Here is a 16667-nt window from a genome sequence, read left to right on the forward strand (position 1 = left end):
AAATCCTGTTTCACCTTGATGAACACGAAACAGTGGATGTTATGTATTTTCTAAATGTAGAAGCTTTTCTCGTCGCGATTGTTATCCTCACTATGACCCCTGGACTTGATACGGCGTTGGTGATCAGAAATACCTCAAGAGGCGGGTTTCAAGATGGGGCTGTCACAAGTCTCGGAATCTGCCTTGGACTGTTTGTTCACGCGACGTTTTCTGCATTGGGTATCTCTGTCATATTGACGCAATCTGCAGAATTGTTCTCGTTCGTAAAGGGCATTGGTGCGGCATACCTAATTTGGCTCGGTCTATCAAGTCTACGCGCGCTAAGAGCAGCAAAAGGTGTTGATGTTGCCGATCTGGCACCGCAAGCAGCTGGGCGGTCAAAGTCTCTCAGAGAAGGGTTTTTATCCAATGTATTAAACCCGAAAACGGCGGTCTTTTATCTGGCATTTTTGCCACAGTTTATTAACCCAGAATACTCACCATTCGCACAATCCATGGCAATGGCATCGATTCATTTTGTGATTGCGATGCTATGGCAATGTAGCTTGTCGGGGATGCTCAACTCTGCGAAATCGCTGCTTAAAAGCGATCGATTTATGCGCTGGATGGAAGGAACGACAGGGGTTGTTCTCATTGCTTTAGGGGTTAAATTACTTCTAGAAGATCCGCAAATTTAACAAATACTCGGTTGTAACGTGTACGGTGAGCAACTCGTTGGCTAAACCTGTATTAAGATTGTTGCTTGGCTTGCTGAAGTGACTGTTTAATAGTCAATAATTTACGTTGAGTGACCGAGGGGGAATTAAGCATATACTCGTCAAAGCACTGATAAGATAAATTGTCTTCATTGATTGCTTTACAGTAGTTTCTCGCTTCTAGATTGTGTTGGTATAACGCACGTTCGCTAGCCAGTTGATCGGGCGCAGCACAACCAGTAAGTAGAGCGAAGATGAAGGTTAATGGTAGTAACTTAAACATGTGACCCTAACTGAATAACTCGATTAACGATATAGTAATCATCTATAGGGTAGTTAGTTGCCATTTGATGCCAAAAGTTCCATGGCGTTAAGCTTTTTTCTCTTGGCTTTACGTCATTGAGTTTAAAGTGGGGAGGCGTTGCACCGCTAAATTAAGGGTCATAGTGCATGTTCATCATTTGAAGATGTGGAGGACGTTCTAACTTAATCGCGGCGCATCATGACTGTCGCCACAATTAAGTTAGATAACATGCATCGCATGGTTATTGAGGTTTTTTACCTACACCATGGTTTTCTTTTTGAGCGAGGGTCAATTTAGTAAAACCAAGTTTACGAAAGTGATTATCTCTGTAGTTACGCACTGATTTGGTATCAGAGATCGCTTCGATTTGTTGTTCCATCTTTAGGAACTCAGTCAGATCGATACCTTCAGCTTCCGCCACCGCTTCATGGATATTGCGATGCTGTTGATAAGAAAACGTTAATGTTTTGTCTTCGTCTTTATATGTGTAAAGAATGGTACGAGCCATAATTTGCTACCTGCTGAAAATTTTACGCTAGATTCTGCCTTGAAGTGGGACGATTGTCACGCTTTCACCGGCTTTTACTGTATCGATATTCGGAGAAATTTCAATGAGACAATTTGCCTCACTCATTGAACGTAAGATCCCTGAGCCTTGTTTGCCGGTCGTACGCACGGTTAACTGACCCGTTTCTTCGTCCATTGTATAGACACCTCGACTAAACTCGGTACGCCCTTGGCGTGAACGAAGCGGCATTTCAGCAACGGCGCTAGCCTTGAAAGGCAAGAACTGATCGACACCCTGCATTTTTTTGATAGCGGGTTCGACAAAATTAATGAACGAGACCATTACGGCTACAGGGTTACCCGGTAAGCCGAAAAAAGGTGTGTTGTTAATATGGCCGAAGGCTAGGGGGCGACCCGGTCGCATGTTGATACGCCAAAAATCCACGTTACCGCTTTTTTCCAGAACGTCTTTAATGAAATCGGCGTCGCCGACTGAGACTCCTCCAGACGTTACCACGAGATCGGCTGACTTACTGGCATTTAATATCGCCGCTTCCATGACCGATTCGTCGTCTTCAAGAATGCCAAGGTCGACAATGTCACAGCCAAGTTTTTGTAACATGGCCATTATAGTAAAGCGGTTAGAGTCATAAATAGAGTTCGCTCTTAAAGGACTCCCCGGAGCTTGTACTTCATCGCCGGTAGAAAAGACGGCGACGTTAAGTTTACGCTTCACTTCAACTTGACCAAACCCTAACGAGCCAATCATACCGAGCTCTGGCGCCTCAATTAGAGTGCCTTTTTCAAATACCGGCTGACCGATGGCAAGATCTTCACCGGCCTGCCTGACATTTTGACCTGGTGTAATAACGGCATTGCCAAAAGAAACGTTGCTGTTAGCGTGTGCTGCTTGCTCACGCATGACGACGGTATCGGCGCCTTTTGGCATCGGCGCACCCGTCATAATTTGAGCCGCCTGACCTTGTTGTAATGTGCCGTCGAACGCGTGACCAGCCATGATACTCGCGACGACTTCAAATTGCGGTTGGTCGTTGTCTTGGCTCGGGATATCTTCAGAACGTAATGCAAACCCATCCATCGCAGAGTTGGTGTAAGCGGGTACGTTGATTGGGGAAATAATGTCTTGCGCGAGTACTCGTCCATACGCTGAGATAAGCTCGACATTTTCAGTGATTGCTGATGATGACACGGCTGCAAGGATCTTCTCTTGTCCTTGTTTAACCGACAGTAGGGCTGGTGACAGTGTATCGCAGCAACTGGCCACCGCTCCCGTTTTCTCGTTCGGCGCGACATAGTCGATTATAAATTGTGTGATTGCGTCCAAGTCATTGATGTCCATCATCGGTAATGACACATCAAGCGCGCTGTCACTGGCGATGGCAATAATATTATCATCACTAGGGTAGAGCCAAGGTTTACCCAGTTCTTTTCGATTGAGCTCTATTTTGGGGAATGCGATATTCTTACACCCTTCCACTAAAATCACGTCAAGTTTTTCATGGTCAAAGCGAGTCAATAAATGCTCGAAGTCAGCTTCCGCTTCTGGCGTTTCTGTCATTAGTGCATGACGGAAGCGTGAGGAGATTAACATTTGGCTTGCGCCTGCTTTACGTAAGCGATAGCTATCTTTACCGGGTTTATCGACATCAAAATTGTGGTGCGCGTGTTTTAGAACCCCAATTCTAAGCCCCGTAGCCGTCAACTTTGGTAGCAAGGCTTCTAACAATGTTGTTTTACCTGTGCCGCTGTATGCAGCAAAACCGAGAAGTGGAATGTTGTTGATAGTTTTTATGGTCATAACAAACTCTAATGTCGATGGTTTGCCTAAGCGAGTGTAGTTAAGGACACGTTTGCCATTTTGGGGCAAGGTGTTTACATATAATTCGACTTAGGTGCATTCAATTTTTGTAAAAATTCAGAAGGTTACTATTTAACGATTTATGGCTAAACGAGTTAACGATTTACGGCTAAACGAGCCAGTTCTTCTGGTGTATTAAGGTTGACAAAGCAGTCTGGCGAGTCAGAAAAATCGACATAGTTAGTGTGACAATCTTTATAAAGAAGAATGATTTTTCGATCGCCTCGTTCTAAAAACGCTTCCAATTTGGGAAGAACACGTCGATGAAACATGGTAAATACTGGCTGATGAAATTCCCCGTCGTGCGCCACAAGGATATCGCTATTATCTGTTACGCTGTCACAAAATCGAGTGACAAGTGAGGCGTCGATAAATGGGCTATCGCAAGGTACAAAGCCAACCCAGTCACTATTTGCTGCGAGAAGACCTGCGTGAATGCCGCCTAAAGGGCCAGGATAGTCGGGGAAGGTGTCGCTAATCACAGGAGCATACTGCGTGTAGCGATCATGGTTTCGGTTAGCATTAATGGTAATGTTATTGGTCTGAGACGACAGTTGATGTAATACGTGCTCAATCAACGGTTTACCATTGAACTCAATGAGCCCTTTGTCATTTCCGCCCATGCGTGAGGCTTGTCCTCCGGCGAGGATAACCCAACTAGTCTGCGCTGGTTGCAGCATAAGTACTCTCTTGATTGGTATTCGCTTGTTTGGTGGTGCTTTGATTAATCGTGCTTTGATTGATGTCGCTTTTATCAATTACTTGCAGTAATGGCGATTCTATCAAGGTACAGTCTTTTATCCACCACTGTTTTCGACATAGAGTGGTGAGTTTATTGGCTTGATGGCTCGTCACGACAATGCTTGAACCTAAGTCCAAGAGATCCTGTGCCATCGTCACCAGTCGTTCTATCGATTCTTGGTCAAGCGAGGCACTAGGTTCATCCATGAGCAAAATAGAAGGCTTGAGCACCCAAGCTCTTGCCATTGCAACACGCTGTTTTTCACCTCCTGACAAAACAGAAACATGTTCGTCAGCAAGCGTTTCTAACCCGACAAGTCGCAATGCCGCAATGACGTCTGCACGTTTGTCGTGGGCATTTTGTCGTCGGTGTTTTAAGCCATAAACAACGTTTTGATAGACTGTTCCATCAAATAGGTAGGCAGACTGGTGCAAATAGATGACATCTTTTCGACCTGCACCAGACCACAAACGATTTAAAAAACCACCGTGCTTAGGGGTTATGACACCACTACTAGGCTTCAATAGCCCAGCTAAAATCTTAAGTAGGGTTGTTTTACCCACGCCGTTTGCGCCTTTTAGATAAATGGCGTCGTTGGGACCAATCGTCAAATCAGGGATATGGAAAAGCACGCGAGTGTTGAATCGCATGGAAATCTGCCTAGCTTTTAATTGTATTGTCATTATTCTTGTAATCCTAAAGCAGAGCCGTTGAATAAGTATAGTGGTTGAATGATAATTCGTAGCCACCTTCGAGCCCTGAATGTCCAGGTGTTTTGCGATATAGTGTTGCTTAGCGATATTGTTTTTTAGCGATAATGTCTCTTAGCGATAGTATGACTTAGCGAATATGTCACTCACTAAACCGCTAAGAGTTGTTAGCGGTCGAAGCATGACTGGTCACTCAAGCCTTACTTGTAATAGTAATCGTCATATTGCTAATGGGTCCGCAGCACGCCTTTGCCTCTCATTGATGAAAGCATGAAGTTTAAAACTAACGCGAGAAGCAATAGGACTATCCCTAGCGCGACCCCTTGAGCAAACGCCCCTTTATGACTTTCCATTGCGATAGCAGTAGGGATGTTTCTCGTGAGCCCCATAATATTGCCACCCACCATCATCGAACATCCGACTTCTGTGACGATACGAGAAAATCCCGCGACCACGGCTGCAAGCAAAGGAAAGCGAGACTCCCAAATGAGTGTCATCAAGGTTCGAGTTCTAGACACCCCCAACGTGATTGAGGTCTCCATTGCTCTTCGGTCGGTACTTTGCAAAGCGCCATGCATCATAGACACCAGTACTGGAAAGCAAATTAGCATTTGTCCAATAATCATCGCTTTTTGGGTAAACAGCATTTGCCAGTCACCTAATGGCCCTGAACGAGAAAGCAGCATATAAAGCAATAAGCCGATAACTACGGTCGGGATAGCTTGCAGCGTATTAACGAGAGAGAGCAGCATCCATTTGCCCGGAAAGTTACTGTAAGCGAGCAAGTAAGAAAATAGGATCGCAGGCAAAACCACCAACGAGACTGCAGAAATAGAGACACTAAAAGACACTGCGACAATTTTCCACAGCTCTCGATCTAGGCTAAATAGGAGGCCAAAGGCCTCCATGGTTGTTTCAGTAATACTCATTAATTATTGGATTTCTCTGCATTAGCAACAAACAACTGTTCACCCATTTTGCGATAGCTGTTGATCATTGTCTGGCCTTTGTCTGAAACTAACCACTGACTTAACGCCTTCGCGCCTGCCGTGTTGAGCGTCGGGAAGCGAGCAGGGTTGACCAAAATAACTTGGTAAGGGTTGAATAGCTGTTTGTCGCCTTCAAAAAGTACGGCTAAATCGAGCTTTGCTTGGTAGGCGAGCCAAGTACCGCGGTCAGTCATGGTGTAGCCCTGCATTTCTGATGCCATATTGAGCGTTGGCCCCATGCCTTGTCCAACCGAGCGGTAACCTGCAAAGTTTGGTTCAATTTTTGTTTGTTGCCAAATTAGCAGTTCTTTCTTATGCGTGCCTGAGTCGTCGCCTCGTGAGATAAAAATCGCATTCGTTTTGGCAATGCTATCGAACACTTGATCGATACTCTTTTGGTCGTGGACGTTAGCTGGATCTTTTTCAGGACCGACGATGACAAAATCGTTGTACATCACTTTATGGGGTTCGATACCATAACCGGCTTTGACAAAGGCAGCCTCAGCTTTAGGGGCGTGAGTCATCACTAAGTCAACATCCCCGTTTTCACCCATTCGAAGTGATTTTCCGGTACCAGCAGCAATAATGTCGACTTGGTATCCTGTTTCTTTTGTAAATTCAGGTAATAGGTAGTCTAACAAACCAGAATGATAAGTACTTGTGGTGGTCGCGAGTCTGACGTGAGGGAGTTCGCTTTGAAGAGTTTCTGCATAAGCCGATACAGAAAGTGCTGCCACGGAAAGGGCTGAAACCATCAAATGAGGGAGCTTCATAATGTTATCCATTTTTGTCTATTTTTATAGGAGAGCGTAATGCTCGGGGTGACACAGCATACTAAGCAAAGACAATGCCATAATTTTTATAGGAAAAAAGTGGCAAAGTGCGACATTTTGCTAAATTTTTCCTGAGTTAAACTACAATTAGTTTGAGCTGGGACAAAATGTCGCAATGTTAGTAAGGATATTTTGATTCATATTGGTACACTCTGTCTTAAATGGGAATAATAACAAGTATTTATGGCATTCTTTGATTCTTCGGAAAAAACGCATTTGCAAGCTTCTCCATATCTGGCCTTCTCTGTTCTTATCGTTGACGATGAAGTAGGAATGCAGACCGTTTTAAAAAAGGCATTAAGCAAAGGTTTTGGTCATGTAGAAACCGCAGGTAGCGTTGAGGAAGCTGAAGCGTTGCGGGTTGAGCATCATTTTGATCTGATTGTTCTCGATATTAATCTTCCGGGTCGTTCTGGTATCGAATGGGAAGAGGCGTTCAATGATGCTGACCGTAAGGCTGACATTATATTTATGACTGGTTACGCGGATTTAGACGTTGCCATCAGTGCGCTTAAGTTGGGCGCTTCGGATTTTATTTTGAAGCCGTTTAACCTTCAGCAAATGCTCCAAGCGGTGAGTCGCTGCATGGACAAGCGACTAGCGGAGCGGGTCACCGTTGCACTTAACCACGATATTAACCGCCGGGTGACGAAAGACTTAATCGGTTCTTCTATTAAAACGACACAACTAAAACAGTTGATCAGTCAGTTTGCGCCTTCAAAGGCGTCGGTGTTGATTGAGGGCGAGTCAGGAACCGGTAAAGAGTTGGTCGCACGAGGGCTTCATGATGCCAGTAAACGAAAGGGACCTTATGTCGCAATTAACTGTGGAGCGTTAGCGCCAGAGTTACTAGAAAGTGAACTGTTTGGCCATGCTGCTGGGGCATTTACAGGGGCGAAAAAAAGCCGCGAAGGGCTATTTAGAGTGGCGAGTGGCGGCACGTTGTTTTTAGATGAAATTGGTGAGATGCCATTGGCTATGCAAGCATCGTTACTTAGAGTACTTGAACAGCGCACCGTAAGACCCGTTGGCACCGAGCGAGAAATCAGTGTAGATGTGCGAATTGTCGCGGCCACAAACCGAAATCTACAACAAGAAGTCGAAGACGGTAAATTTAGACAGGATCTATTCTATCGTTTGAATGTATTAAAGATTGAAGTTCCAGCATTACGCACGCGACTTAGTGATCTGAACGAATTAGTGCCTTATCTGACAAGAATGCTGGCCAAAGAGCTGGGTATTGAAGAACCCAATTGGGCACATGAAGATATGTATGCCATGCAAGATTATGATTGGCCGGGCAACGTACGAGAGCTCAAAAATATGTTAGAGCGTTGCATATTGCTGAACAAGCCACCAGCCCATTACTTTAGAGAGCTTAATGGCCCAGCGGTCAGCGCCGCGATAACCTTATCATCCAATGACATCACCACACTACCAACTACAAGTACAGGCGGTGAGTCTCAATTTGGCTATCCTGATTCATGGTCACTAAAAGATGTCGAGAAGGCTCACATACAACAAGTCATGGACTTCCATTCCGGCAATAAATCTGCAGCGTCTCGAGATTTGGGAGTGGCCAGGAAGACATTAGAGCGCAAATACAAAGAATGGGATGATAGTGGATTGTCGAATGAGGATTAACAGTTATTTCGTCAGTCGATGGCGATTTCGCACACAAACGATGGTGCGTTATCGCTTATTATTTCTTACGTCAGCACCGATTGTCCTTACGCTTATTGCAATGTTCGCGATTACGGCTTATTGGTCGATTCACTATACTTGGCAAAGTGCCTTGGTTGATGTGGGTGAACGACTAAATATTGTCACTGACAAATTGGACAGCTTGCAATCCGAACAGCACGAACATCTACAATCGTTTTCAGAATCGTATGAGTTTAGAACGCGCCTTGCGCATATTCAGTCTTCCCAAGAGTTTGACGAATGGGTTAAGTTACAAAATTCGCGCTATCAACTCGATTTTTTACGTTGGATTCCGGTTCAAAGTTTGTCTGAGACTAAAGGCGCTAGTGATGAACAAACTGACGCTCGTCAATACCGAGCGATGGCCAGCCAGCACTCTTTTTTTGATGTATTGACGCGTGAAGATGCGTTTGCTTTAGAACCTCAAATTGCCGAGCATTCTGAGGTGCGCCATCAGTCAACACAAGCGTTAGAAACCCGCTCACTGGTTAGCCGATCAGTGGTCATTATATTTGATGAAAGCAGTCAGGTGGTTGGTTATCTTGATGGTGGGGTATTACTCAATAACAACGCTAAGCTGGTCGATAGCATTCGAGACACCATCTATCCGGAAACAAGCCAAGCTCGCCACGTTAGGGGCACAGTCACGATCTTTTTAGAAGACTTACGTATAGCGACTAATGTTCCGATTGACGAGTCATATCAGGGTCGAAGAGCAATAGGCACTGACATATCGGAAGAGGTTCGACAACGTGTTCTAGAGCAAGGTCAGAGTTGGATCGACAAAGCCTATGTCTATGATACTTGGTATATTGCAGGCTATGACGCACTGCGTGATAGGGATAATAATATAATTGGTATCGCTTATACGGGTTATCGAGCGTGGCCACTACTCAAAACCTATTTAACCAATGTAGGTGAAGTCACCGCAATCATCGTTACTATCTTGCTGCTGTCGGGTTTTATTGTCTACCGAGGTGCACGAGGTCTTTTTAAACCGATTGAGCAAATACACCGTGTCGTTAAAATGGTACAGCTTGGTAAAGATGAAGAACGCATCGGTGATATTGGCTTAGACAGTCAGCATGAGTTGAGCCAACTTGCTCGGCAATTCGATAATATGCTCAATCAGTTACAATTTCGTAATGAGCAAATTCAAGAAGCGGCTCATGAACTAGAAGCGAAAGTTGCGTCAAGAACGGCAAGCTTGAAAGAAAAAACTGATCAATTAGAACTGCATATTCACTTGTTGAATCAAACCAAAGATAAGCTAATTGTAAATGAAAAACTGGCGGCGTTGGGAGAGCTAACCGCCGGCATTGCCCATGAAATTAATAATCCTACAGCGGTCATTCTTGGAAATGTAGAACTGCTAAAGTTTGAGCTTGGTGAAGACGTCAGTGCCGTTGAGGAAGAAGTGGATGCGATCTTGGAGCAGATTGATCGCATCCGTAATATTACCCGGAGTTTATTGCAGTACAGTCGGCACGGGGGGGTGCAAGATGAAGTCACGTGGCAGCACGTTAATCCGATCGTCGATGAAAGCGTGACTTTAGTACGTACGGGTTCTAAGAAACGCGATGTTGAATTCTACGTGGATTTACATGCCAAAACCCCAGTTGAGATCAATCGTCACCAATTGCTACAAATTCTAGTGAACCTGCAAATGAACGCTATACATGCTATGCAGGGAAAAGGGCGCCTCACGGTATTAAGTGAAGATTGGATTGAGGGGAGCGATAAAATTGGTGCGCTCATTCATATTATTGATGAGGGCTGTGGGATATCAGAGGCCAACTTGAAGCGAATTTTTGATCCATTTTTTACCACCAAACGTGATGGTACGGGACTAGGTTTATCCGTATCACAGAGTATTTTGAGTCAAACGGGTGGCGAGATAAAGGTAAAATCCGAACTAGGCAAAGGAAGCCAATTTACCTTGTACTTACCTAATAAAACGGACCATCATCTGCTAGTTAGTAGTTAGTAGTTAGTAGTTAGTAGTTAGTAGTTAGTAGTTAGTAGTTAGTAGTTAGTAGTATTACCAATAGAGAGCCATCATCCCCTGGCTCTCTACCTAACGCACTCGGTGCTCCACTCAAGGCGCATTACCAATTCACCCGCTGGGATTTGTGATTCATCAAGATCAATCCTTGCTTGAATGTATATCATGTCATCCTGGGCGAGTTGCTGTTTGTCGAGTACAACCCCATCACGCCAATAATCGACGTCACCCTCATAAGACTGAGGTACGTCGACTTTAAAACGAATACGTGAAGGGGGTATTCGGGAAGATAATTCGCCAAAGTCTGCGTAATTGAGTTTGAGCCTGATTTGACCTTCTTCAATGTTATTCTCCGCACGTAACTGGATAGCACGCCCCGTGTATTGCTGCCCAAAGGAGACCTCACCAGCTTGATCTATGACCTCTATACCACAGCGTTCCGGTACATGTGCATTAAATCGTAATTCACCAGCGCGATCCGTTCCTGCACTTATACACTCAGAGGTTAAGAGGCTAAGGGTCATCAAGAGTTGTATTAGAGACTTCATTGTTACTTTTTACACCATTAGCTGCACTAGGAAATCATGCACCGCTGCATTTAAGTCACGGAGTTCACTATGTACGTTATGGCGGTTACTATCGATAATATAGGTCGTTTTCACCACGACGTTTTTGTCATCATATTGGTATTGAATAACCGCATCACAATGGATGTTTCGATGTTCAAATGCCTCGACGGTCCGAGTATAATTGACGCGACTGGTTTGTTGATCGGCTTTGATCAGTGTCCAGTCTAATAAATCGTGATTGGCAAGCGCGTCAAACAATCGTTGTTCGTGGGTTTTTAGTGCCTCTTGGCACACGAGTTGATAATGGGCCAATTGCTCAGGTGGCAGCACCTGAGCAGAGGCGTTAAGCGTCAGTGATGACGCTAATAGTAAAGATGTCTTCAAAATGCGATCCTATACATTTTACCTCATGAAATATAATCAGCCCTATGAAATACAATAAGCCGTCCATTCTGTTTCTAGGACGATGTCGTCTTTTGCGATAGCATCGGCCTCATCAAGTTCGATCTTTGCTTTAATATCTAGTTTCTGTCCGCCACTTAATTCATCATGATTGAATGTTTGTCCAACGAGCCAATCTGATGCTGAGCCTTCTTTATCGACGTCGCCAGATACTTTAAAGTGAAACAGCTGGTTATGAATCGGGGCGAAATAGTCCTGATCGTCAAAATCTATATCGGTGAGTTTTAACCGAACTTGGCCGTCATGATTATTGTTTATGATTTTAATTTGTGCAGCATCATCGCCATACTCCCTAAACCCAAGGCTACCGTTATCTTTTTCTACTTTGATGCCACACTGTGATTCAACATCTGCTCTAAAATAGACTTCACCTCTGTCATTGTCGTCGGCGTAACTCAAATTAGTGACGAATAAAGATGACGCGATTAAGCTCACCGCAGTGAAGGATAGTGTGGTTTTTTTGGGGTTATTATTGTTAGTCATGTATTACTCCGCGAATGACGTATTCGTTTGTTTCATTTGTAATAGCCTGTGTTTTTCAGCCGCTATTTGTAATAGTTTGAGTTCATGTTCGGCTTGAGCCAGCTCTTCTTCTCGCTTTCGTTGTAACATTTCGTAGCGATACAATTTCGTACAATCAATCCTGTCCTCTCCGCCGAACTGTATCGTGACCGCAGCGTAAACGCCTTTATCATCTTCATTGTAATAATTATGGTAGGGGTCATATCCACTGCCATCGTTGTATTGGTCATCCACACCACTACTGCCATACGTACCGACTTGAAACGTTTTTCCTGTCGAGACGGCTTGTTCACAGCTGGCGCCTCCGGACGTGCGTATTCTGTCGGTGCCCGATGGGTTCGATACTGATGGAATAGGGTTAGACCGTACACCATTTGACATCAGTAATACGCATAAACCCAAAGCGTAATAAAATCGCATGGTTAATACCTTTTGAATGTCAGTTGGGTGCATACTTCATAAGTATTGGGTGAGTCAGACACCATTTTTGTGCATACGTATTTTTCTGACACCTCACCAGCAGGTGTATTGACTGTCACATCAAGCTCAATTTCCTCGTTGGCTTTCAAAGGCACACTTTGAGGGAACACTTTATTGTCGATTCGTAGAAAGTAATTGGCATCAACACTTGAACGATTCAACAGCGTAAATTTAACTTGCGTCTTATTTGAGTACGCATCAAACGACGTATTCTTCCATTTATGCACATTGGCATTCGTGGCGAATGATGTGGTGAGTATCAGTAAACTAATAAATGTTAGTGAAAGTCGCATTTCATCACTCTGTTTGTGAATTAGAGGGGAATATTAATGCGACACAGAGGAAATTAATTACCATTTTATGCCATGGGTGAAATTACGGCATATTCTAGACTTTAGGTAATCAGCGCTTTTATCCGTTATTAATAATTTTAAGGCTGACGTTGCACTTTATTTAAGCTCAAGATGGTTTTTTGATATAGCCTGGGGGTGAGTCCACTGATTCGCTTAAACGCCCGAGAAAAATGAGAAATGTCGGAATAACCAAGCTGACTAGCAACATGGGTCAGGGACAGATCTTCAGCCATCATTTCCACAGCGACGGTAAAAAGAAGGTTATCTTTAATGTGTCTAAAGGTGGTACGTTCTTCGTTAAGCTTTCTTTGCAGGGTCCTTGGTGTCATTGCTAAAAGTTTTGCGGCTTGTTCAAGCGTTAAATTATGTTCACGTACGTAGGGAAGCAGCGATGTAAACACCTTATCGGTGAAATTAGCATGCCAAGTGACCAAAGGTTCTTGGGACTTAATGTCTTGACTATAAATTTTGACCGGTTGCTCAAGAATATCGTCATCCATCAAAATGGCCATTTTATCGTTAGCAACGAAGTATTGTATTCCTTTACCCACAGTTGCCTGGAATACGTCGGCATTTGTCGATTGGAGCTTCACTTGTTTTGGGCTCCAGTTTGTTTTGGTTAGTGCCCTGATAAATTCAATCCCATACATTAATGCGAAGACTTCAGACCACAAGTACAGGCCATTCTCTTCAAAAGGTTTATAGCGAAAGTACCAGACCCTACCGTGTATCTCCTCTACGCCAGTCGTCGTACCGACAGTATCGTACTGATAGATAGCGTTGGACGAGATTAGCGCCTCTTTAACGGTTGTACAGTCTTGAAACGCGCCGAGTAATTTTGGGATCAGTTTTTGTCTAATTGCCAATTTAAGTAACTCGCCAAAATTCGTGGTACCTAATTGATGAGCCGACAAAAAAAGTAATCGTCGCACAGGTTCTACAGGTAAAAACTCACTATCTAAATCCTGAAGATCAGGTGGGAGACCGGATTCATGGATAAGTTGATGCGTGTCGTAATGATTTTCCGCAAGGAGTTCGATAATCAGCCGCGCATACCCAGATTTAATCATGGGAACTGGCTCAGTAGTTTTAGTGTCGTGATGCGTTGACGTCATCCAGCGTGTTCCTTTCCCTTAGTGTATTGATGGTGATTGGCAAAACGTGTAGCGCTTAACACCGTTTCTTACCCCGTGGTGTCGATTTCATGCCTGAGTGATGACACCTATCGGGTGACGGCTACGTCGATGTTGCTGTCTCATCGGATCTATTGTCACCATGGCGTTATTGCAATATTGAACGATTTCGTATTTAGCTATTTTATATGGAGCTATTTCGTATGGAACTTTGGTCACAATGGAATAATTGCGTAATGGAACATTTGTCGTAATGGAGCATTTATCGTAATGGGACGATTGTCGTAATGGGACGATTGTCACTTTAGCTCTAATGTTATGCCATTAATGAAACAAGCATCGGATCTTTGGCGTAATATGGCAAGTATATGACGCCGATTATTTTAAGCTTTTGGACGACGAAAATATCATTAGGATTGTTCGATCTAGTCACAAAAATACCGATTTTTCAAGATATTACTGTTGATTGGCCGGATATTTAGTCTATAAATAATGGTAGAGAATTAGTTGAAGGTTTGTCGTAAGGAAGATCTAATGAGCAAAGAAATCGAGTCAAAAAGTGATGGGCAAGAGGGTATGCCGGATCAGGCTAATGAACAAGCAAGTAAAGAGATCCAAAGCAGCCAGCAGCGGGTGAAAAAGGTGACCAACATACTTGTTGGAGCTGTTGCACTGTGTGTTGTTGTCAGTATCGCTTCAGACCGGATTATTCCTAGTACTGATAATGCACGAGTCAAAGGTTATGTGGTTCCAATTAAGCCGCAGGTATCAGGCCAGGTTACTGACATCATGGTGAGACCGAATCAATTGGTCTCGGAAGGGGATGTCTTAGTCACGCTTAACCCCATCGATTATGAAATAGCGGTAAAAAAAGCTGAACAGGATTTAACGATTGCTGGCCAGAATGTTGGTGCACAAACTGCATCTATTGCCGCAGCACAAGCGCGACTGACGAGCGCTGCGATTGAAAAAGACAATGTTGAACTGCAAACGAGACGTGTACTGACGATGGCCGAAAAAGGTGTCATCTCTGTCTCTGAAGCCGATAAATCTCGTGCTGCATTGGCAAGAGCCCGTGCAAACGTACAAAATGCCCAAGCCGACCTTGATAAAGCGAATAAACAATTGGGCAGCGCTGGGGAAGAAAACAGCCAAATAAAAGCGGCGTTGTTGGCGTTAGAAAAAGCTCAGCTCGATTTAGCTAGAACCACTGTTCGTGCTCCTACTAATGGCGGCGTGTCCAATTTCAGTTTATCTGAAGGGTTTTACGCGACTGCCGGGCAACCTATGATGACCTTTATTTCCACGGACTCAATCTGGATCGAGGCGTATTTCAGAGAGAATAGTTTAGGTAATATTCAAGCCGGTGATGAGGTTGAAATAGCGTTAGATTTTGCTCCGGGTAAAGTCGTAAAAGGAACCATTTCAAGTGTTGACTGGGGTGTGGATTGGGGGCAGAGCAATCAAGCGGGGAAATTAGCACAAGCAAATAATCAAACTGGTTGGCTACGTCAAACGCAAATGCTGCCCGTCATGATTGAATTTAACCCAGAAGACACTAAAGGACAGCTACGTATTGGCGGTCAAGCCGATGTTGTGGTTTATACCGGCAATAACGTTATCTTCAATAGTCTTGGTAAATTATGGATTCGAGCAGTCAGTTGGATGTCCTATGTCAGATAACGATGAATCGACAACCCTTCGTTCAGAACCGGCACCTTGGTTAGTAGAAACTCGTATTTTACGTTTTACGCTCGGTGTAGGGATCGCGACCTTTTTGGCCGCTTGGATTGATTGGCCTTTAGCATTCATTACCCCGATTTTTACCGCGAAGTTTCTCTTTGAAAAAAAGGTGATGACAAAAGACGTGGTGTACGAGTTGCTGCTGGCGATGGTCGTTACCGTAGCCATTGGTATTGTGTTGAGTATGGGGTTTACTCATTACCCAATACCGCTACTTATTGGTGTCGGTGGATTGATGACAATTGGTTACTATCTATTCTTGGACCCTAAGTGGAATCTATTTGCGATGATTTTACTCATGGCGGTACTCATGCTGCCATTTATGGCAATAGATAGCCCTGCTGTCGCGGTTTATCTTGGGTTCGGGCTTAGTGCCTCTGGTGCGGTGGCGGTGGCAGTATTTGGGTTTGTTCACATCTACCTTCCTGAGCAAGAGGTCGTGGAATCCTCAGAGGCGAGTCCAGCGATGACGGACGAATTCCGTTGGTTTTCAGCTATACGTGCTTCAATCATCGCGCTTCCGGTTGTGGTGTTTTTCTTTGTTTTTCAAATCTCAGAAGCACTCTTATCTATGATTTTCATCGCCCTGTTATCTCTTATGATTACCGGTGAGAAATCGATTAAACTCGGCGCTTTTTTATTAGTCAGCAACGCAATTGGTGGTGTCATTGCCATCGGAGTATTCAGTGTCCTAGCGTTGGTGCCATCAATGTTTTTCTATACGATATGTATCAGTCTCATGGCGATTGTAGTTGGGAACAAAATGTACATGGAGCCAGCAAAAGCGCCAATATATAGCACTGTATTTAATACCGCGTTAGTACTCATTGGTACCACCATGATGAGCTCAGGTGTTATTGATGAAAAAATGTGGATCCGATTAGGGCTTTTGTTCATTGTCGCAGTCTATATGATCATCGCCGCGTATTTCATTGAAGCGAGAGATTGGAAAATTCTAAAATTTAATGGGCAAATGATGAAGCCTCTCAGTGAGTCTAAATAAAGAAACGATAATAGATTAATGATGGAGTAAGGAT

18 protein-coding genes are annotated in these 16667 nt (G+C 44.1%); 5 read left to right on the top strand and 13 right to left on the bottom strand.

Annotated features, from left to right (window positions below; translation table 11 throughout):
* Window positions 1–41: 41 nt before the first annotated feature.
* The gene (locus tag M9196_RS18840) at window positions 42–677 is read left to right on the top strand and encodes a LysE family translocator (protein ID WP_250619054.1); all 636 of its coding nucleotides are present in this window, start codon (window positions 42–44) and stop codon (window positions 675–677) included.
* Window positions 678–729: 52 nt separating this feature from the next.
* Here M9196_RS18840 and M9196_RS18845 read toward each other — a convergent pair whose 3' ends face one another.
* The 7 genes from M9196_RS18845 to M9196_RS18875 form a co-directional block, all read right to left on the bottom strand.
* Window positions 730–978 carry a hypothetical protein gene (locus tag M9196_RS18845; RefSeq protein WP_250619055.1) on the bottom strand — a complete coding sequence of 83 codons (249 nt, stop codon included), beginning with the start codon at window positions 976–978 and terminating at the stop codon, window positions 730–732.
* 262 nt (window positions 979–1240) lie between these two features.
* A complete protein-coding gene (locus tag M9196_RS18850) occupies window positions 1241–1507 on the bottom strand; it encodes a DUF2960 domain-containing protein (protein ID WP_250619056.1) in 267 nt (88 codons plus the stop codon).
* Window positions 1508–1534: 27 nt separating this feature from the next.
* Complete coding sequence (locus M9196_RS18855; protein WP_250619115.1) at window positions 1535–3319, bottom strand: bifunctional molybdopterin-guanine dinucleotide biosynthesis adaptor protein MobB/molybdopterin molybdotransferase MoeA; 1785 nt, start codon at window positions 3317–3319, stop codon at window positions 1535–1537.
* 161 nt (window positions 3320–3480) lie between these two features.
* The gene (mobA, locus tag M9196_RS18860; protein WP_250619057.1) at window positions 3481–4065 is read right to left on the bottom strand and encodes a molybdenum cofactor guanylyltransferase MobA; all 585 of its coding nucleotides are present in this window, start codon (window positions 4063–4065) and stop codon (window positions 3481–3483) included.
* Window positions 4043–4810 carry an energy-coupling factor ABC transporter ATP-binding protein gene (locus M9196_RS18865; protein ID WP_250619058.1) on the bottom strand — a complete coding sequence of 256 codons (768 nt, stop codon included), beginning with the start codon at window positions 4808–4810 and terminating at the stop codon, window positions 4043–4045. Before M9196_RS18865 ends, mobA begins: the two co-directional genes overlap by 23 nt.
* 254 nt (window positions 4811–5064) lie before the next feature.
* A complete protein-coding gene (locus M9196_RS18870) occupies window positions 5065–5766 on the bottom strand; it encodes an ABC transporter permease (RefSeq protein WP_250619059.1) in 702 nt (233 codons plus the stop codon).
* Window positions 5766–6599 (bottom strand): substrate-binding domain-containing protein, encoded by an 834-nt coding sequence (locus M9196_RS18875; RefSeq protein ID WP_250619060.1) that lies wholly within the window; start codon window positions 6597–6599, stop codon window positions 5766–5768. Before M9196_RS18875 ends, M9196_RS18870 begins: the two co-directional genes overlap by 1 nt.
* A 243-nt stretch (window positions 6600–6842) precedes the next feature.
* Here M9196_RS18875 and M9196_RS18880 point away from each other — a divergent pair, with 243 nt between their 5' ends.
* Window positions 6843–8303: a sigma-54-dependent transcriptional regulator gene (locus tag M9196_RS18880; RefSeq protein ID WP_250619061.1), complete on the top strand. Its 1461-nt coding sequence runs from the start codon at window positions 6843–6845 to the stop codon at window positions 8301–8303.
* On the top strand, window positions 8293–10350 hold the full coding sequence (locus tag M9196_RS18885; RefSeq protein WP_250619062.1) for a sensor histidine kinase: 2058 nt from the start codon (window positions 8293–8295) through the stop codon (window positions 10348–10350). The genes M9196_RS18880 and M9196_RS18885 overlap by 11 nt, the downstream gene beginning before the upstream one ends.
* A gap of 86 nt (window positions 10351–10436) precedes the next feature.
* Here the strand turns inward: M9196_RS18885 and M9196_RS18890 are convergent, their stop codons facing one another.
* The 6 genes from M9196_RS18890 to M9196_RS18915 form a co-directional block, all read right to left on the bottom strand.
* Window positions 10437–10916: a hypothetical protein gene (locus M9196_RS18890; RefSeq protein ID WP_250619063.1), complete on the bottom strand. Its 480-nt coding sequence runs from the start codon at window positions 10914–10916 to the stop codon at window positions 10437–10439.
* Between the two features lie 9 nt (window positions 10917–10925).
* Window positions 10926–11321: a hypothetical protein gene (locus M9196_RS18895; RefSeq protein ID WP_250619064.1), complete on the bottom strand. Its 396-nt coding sequence runs from the start codon at window positions 11319–11321 to the stop codon at window positions 10926–10928.
* A 42-nt stretch (window positions 11322–11363) separates the two neighbouring features.
* Window positions 11364–11882 carry a hypothetical protein gene (locus M9196_RS18900; protein WP_250619065.1) on the bottom strand — a complete coding sequence of 173 codons (519 nt, stop codon included), beginning with the start codon at window positions 11880–11882 and terminating at the stop codon, window positions 11364–11366.
* A 3-nt stretch (window positions 11883–11885) separates the two neighbouring features.
* Window positions 11886–12341: a hypothetical protein gene (locus tag M9196_RS18905; protein WP_250619066.1), complete on the bottom strand. Its 456-nt coding sequence runs from the start codon at window positions 12339–12341 to the stop codon at window positions 11886–11888.
* A gap of 2 nt (window positions 12342–12343) precedes the next feature.
* Window positions 12344–12694, bottom strand: coding sequence for a hypothetical protein (locus M9196_RS18910; protein ID WP_250619067.1), 351 nt, complete (start codon window positions 12692–12694; stop codon window positions 12344–12346).
* A 137-nt stretch (window positions 12695–12831) separates the two neighbouring features.
* Window positions 12832–13869, bottom strand: a complete 1038-nt coding sequence (locus M9196_RS18915; protein WP_250619068.1) for an AraC family transcriptional regulator — start codon at window positions 13867–13869, stop codon at window positions 12832–12834.
* 594 nt (window positions 13870–14463) lie between these two features.
* Between M9196_RS18915 and M9196_RS18920 the strand changes: the two genes are divergently transcribed.
* Both M9196_RS18920 and M9196_RS18925 read left to right on the top strand, forming a co-directional pair.
* A complete protein-coding gene (locus tag M9196_RS18920; RefSeq protein WP_406707702.1) occupies window positions 14464–15570 on the top strand; it encodes an HlyD family secretion protein in 1107 nt (368 codons plus the stop codon).
* Window positions 15560–16633: a DUF2955 domain-containing protein gene (locus M9196_RS18925; RefSeq protein WP_250619070.1), complete on the top strand. Its 1074-nt coding sequence runs from the start codon at window positions 15560–15562 to the stop codon at window positions 16631–16633. The genes M9196_RS18920 and M9196_RS18925 overlap by 11 nt, the downstream gene beginning before the upstream one ends.
* Window positions 16634–16667 lie beyond the last annotated feature (34 nt).

It is taken from the genome of Vibrio methylphosphonaticus (assembly GCF_023634655.1).
GTDB lineage: Bacteria > Pseudomonadota > Gammaproteobacteria > Enterobacterales > Vibrionaceae > Vibrio > Vibrio methylphosphonaticus.

Bases quoted from the DNA above. Each gene is read 5' to 3' on its own strand.
- mobA (WP_250619057.1), bottom strand. From the start codon at position 4,065: ATGCTGCAACCAGCGCAGACTAGTTGGGTTATCCTCGCCGGAGGACAA.
- M9196_RS18845 (WP_250619055.1), bottom strand. From the start codon at position 978: ATGTTTAAGTTACTACCATTAACCTTCATCTTCGCTCTACTTACTGGT.
- M9196_RS18875 (WP_250619060.1), bottom strand. From the start codon at position 6,599: ATGAAGCTCCCTCATTTGATGGTTTCAGCCCTTTCCGTGGCAGCACTT.
- M9196_RS18900 (WP_250619065.1), bottom strand. From the start codon at position 11,882: ATGACTAACAATAATAACCCCAAAAAAACCACACTATCCTTCACTGCG.
- M9196_RS18885 (WP_250619062.1), top strand. From the start codon at position 8,293: ATGAGGATTAACAGTTATTTCGTCAGTCGATGGCGATTTCGCACACAA.
- M9196_RS18925 (WP_250619070.1), top strand. From the start codon at position 15,560: ATGTCAGATAACGATGAATCGACAACCCTTCGTTCAGAACCGGCACCT.
- M9196_RS18905 (WP_250619066.1), bottom strand. From the start codon at position 12,341: ATGCGATTTTATTACGCTTTGGGTTTATGCGTATTACTGATGTCAAAT.
- M9196_RS18865 (WP_250619058.1), bottom strand. From the start codon at position 4,810: ATGACAATACAATTAAAAGCTAGGCAGATTTCCATGCGATTCAACACT.
- M9196_RS18840 (WP_250619054.1), top strand. From the start codon at position 42: ATGTATTTTCTAAATGTAGAAGCTTTTCTCGTCGCGATTGTTATCCTC.
- M9196_RS18880 (WP_250619061.1), top strand. From the start codon at position 6,843: ATGGCATTCTTTGATTCTTCGGAAAAAACGCATTTGCAAGCTTCTCCA.
- M9196_RS18850 (WP_250619056.1), bottom strand. From the start codon at position 1,507: ATGGCTCGTACCATTCTTTACACATATAAAGACGAAGACAAAACATTA.
- M9196_RS18870 (WP_250619059.1), bottom strand. From the start codon at position 5,766: ATGAGTATTACTGAAACAACCATGGAGGCCTTTGGCCTCCTATTTAGC.
- M9196_RS18920 (WP_406707702.1), top strand. From the start codon at position 14,464: ATGCCGGATCAGGCTAATGAACAAGCAAGTAAAGAGATCCAAAGCAGC.
- M9196_RS18890 (WP_250619063.1), bottom strand. From the start codon at position 10,916: ATGAAGTCTCTAATACAACTCTTGATGACCCTTAGCCTCTTAACCTCT.
- M9196_RS18915 (WP_250619068.1), bottom strand. From the start codon at position 13,869: ATGACGTCAACGCATCACGACACTAAAACTACTGAGCCAGTTCCCATG.
- M9196_RS18910 (WP_250619067.1), bottom strand. From the start codon at position 12,694: ATGCGACTTTCACTAACATTTATTAGTTTACTGATACTCACCACATCA.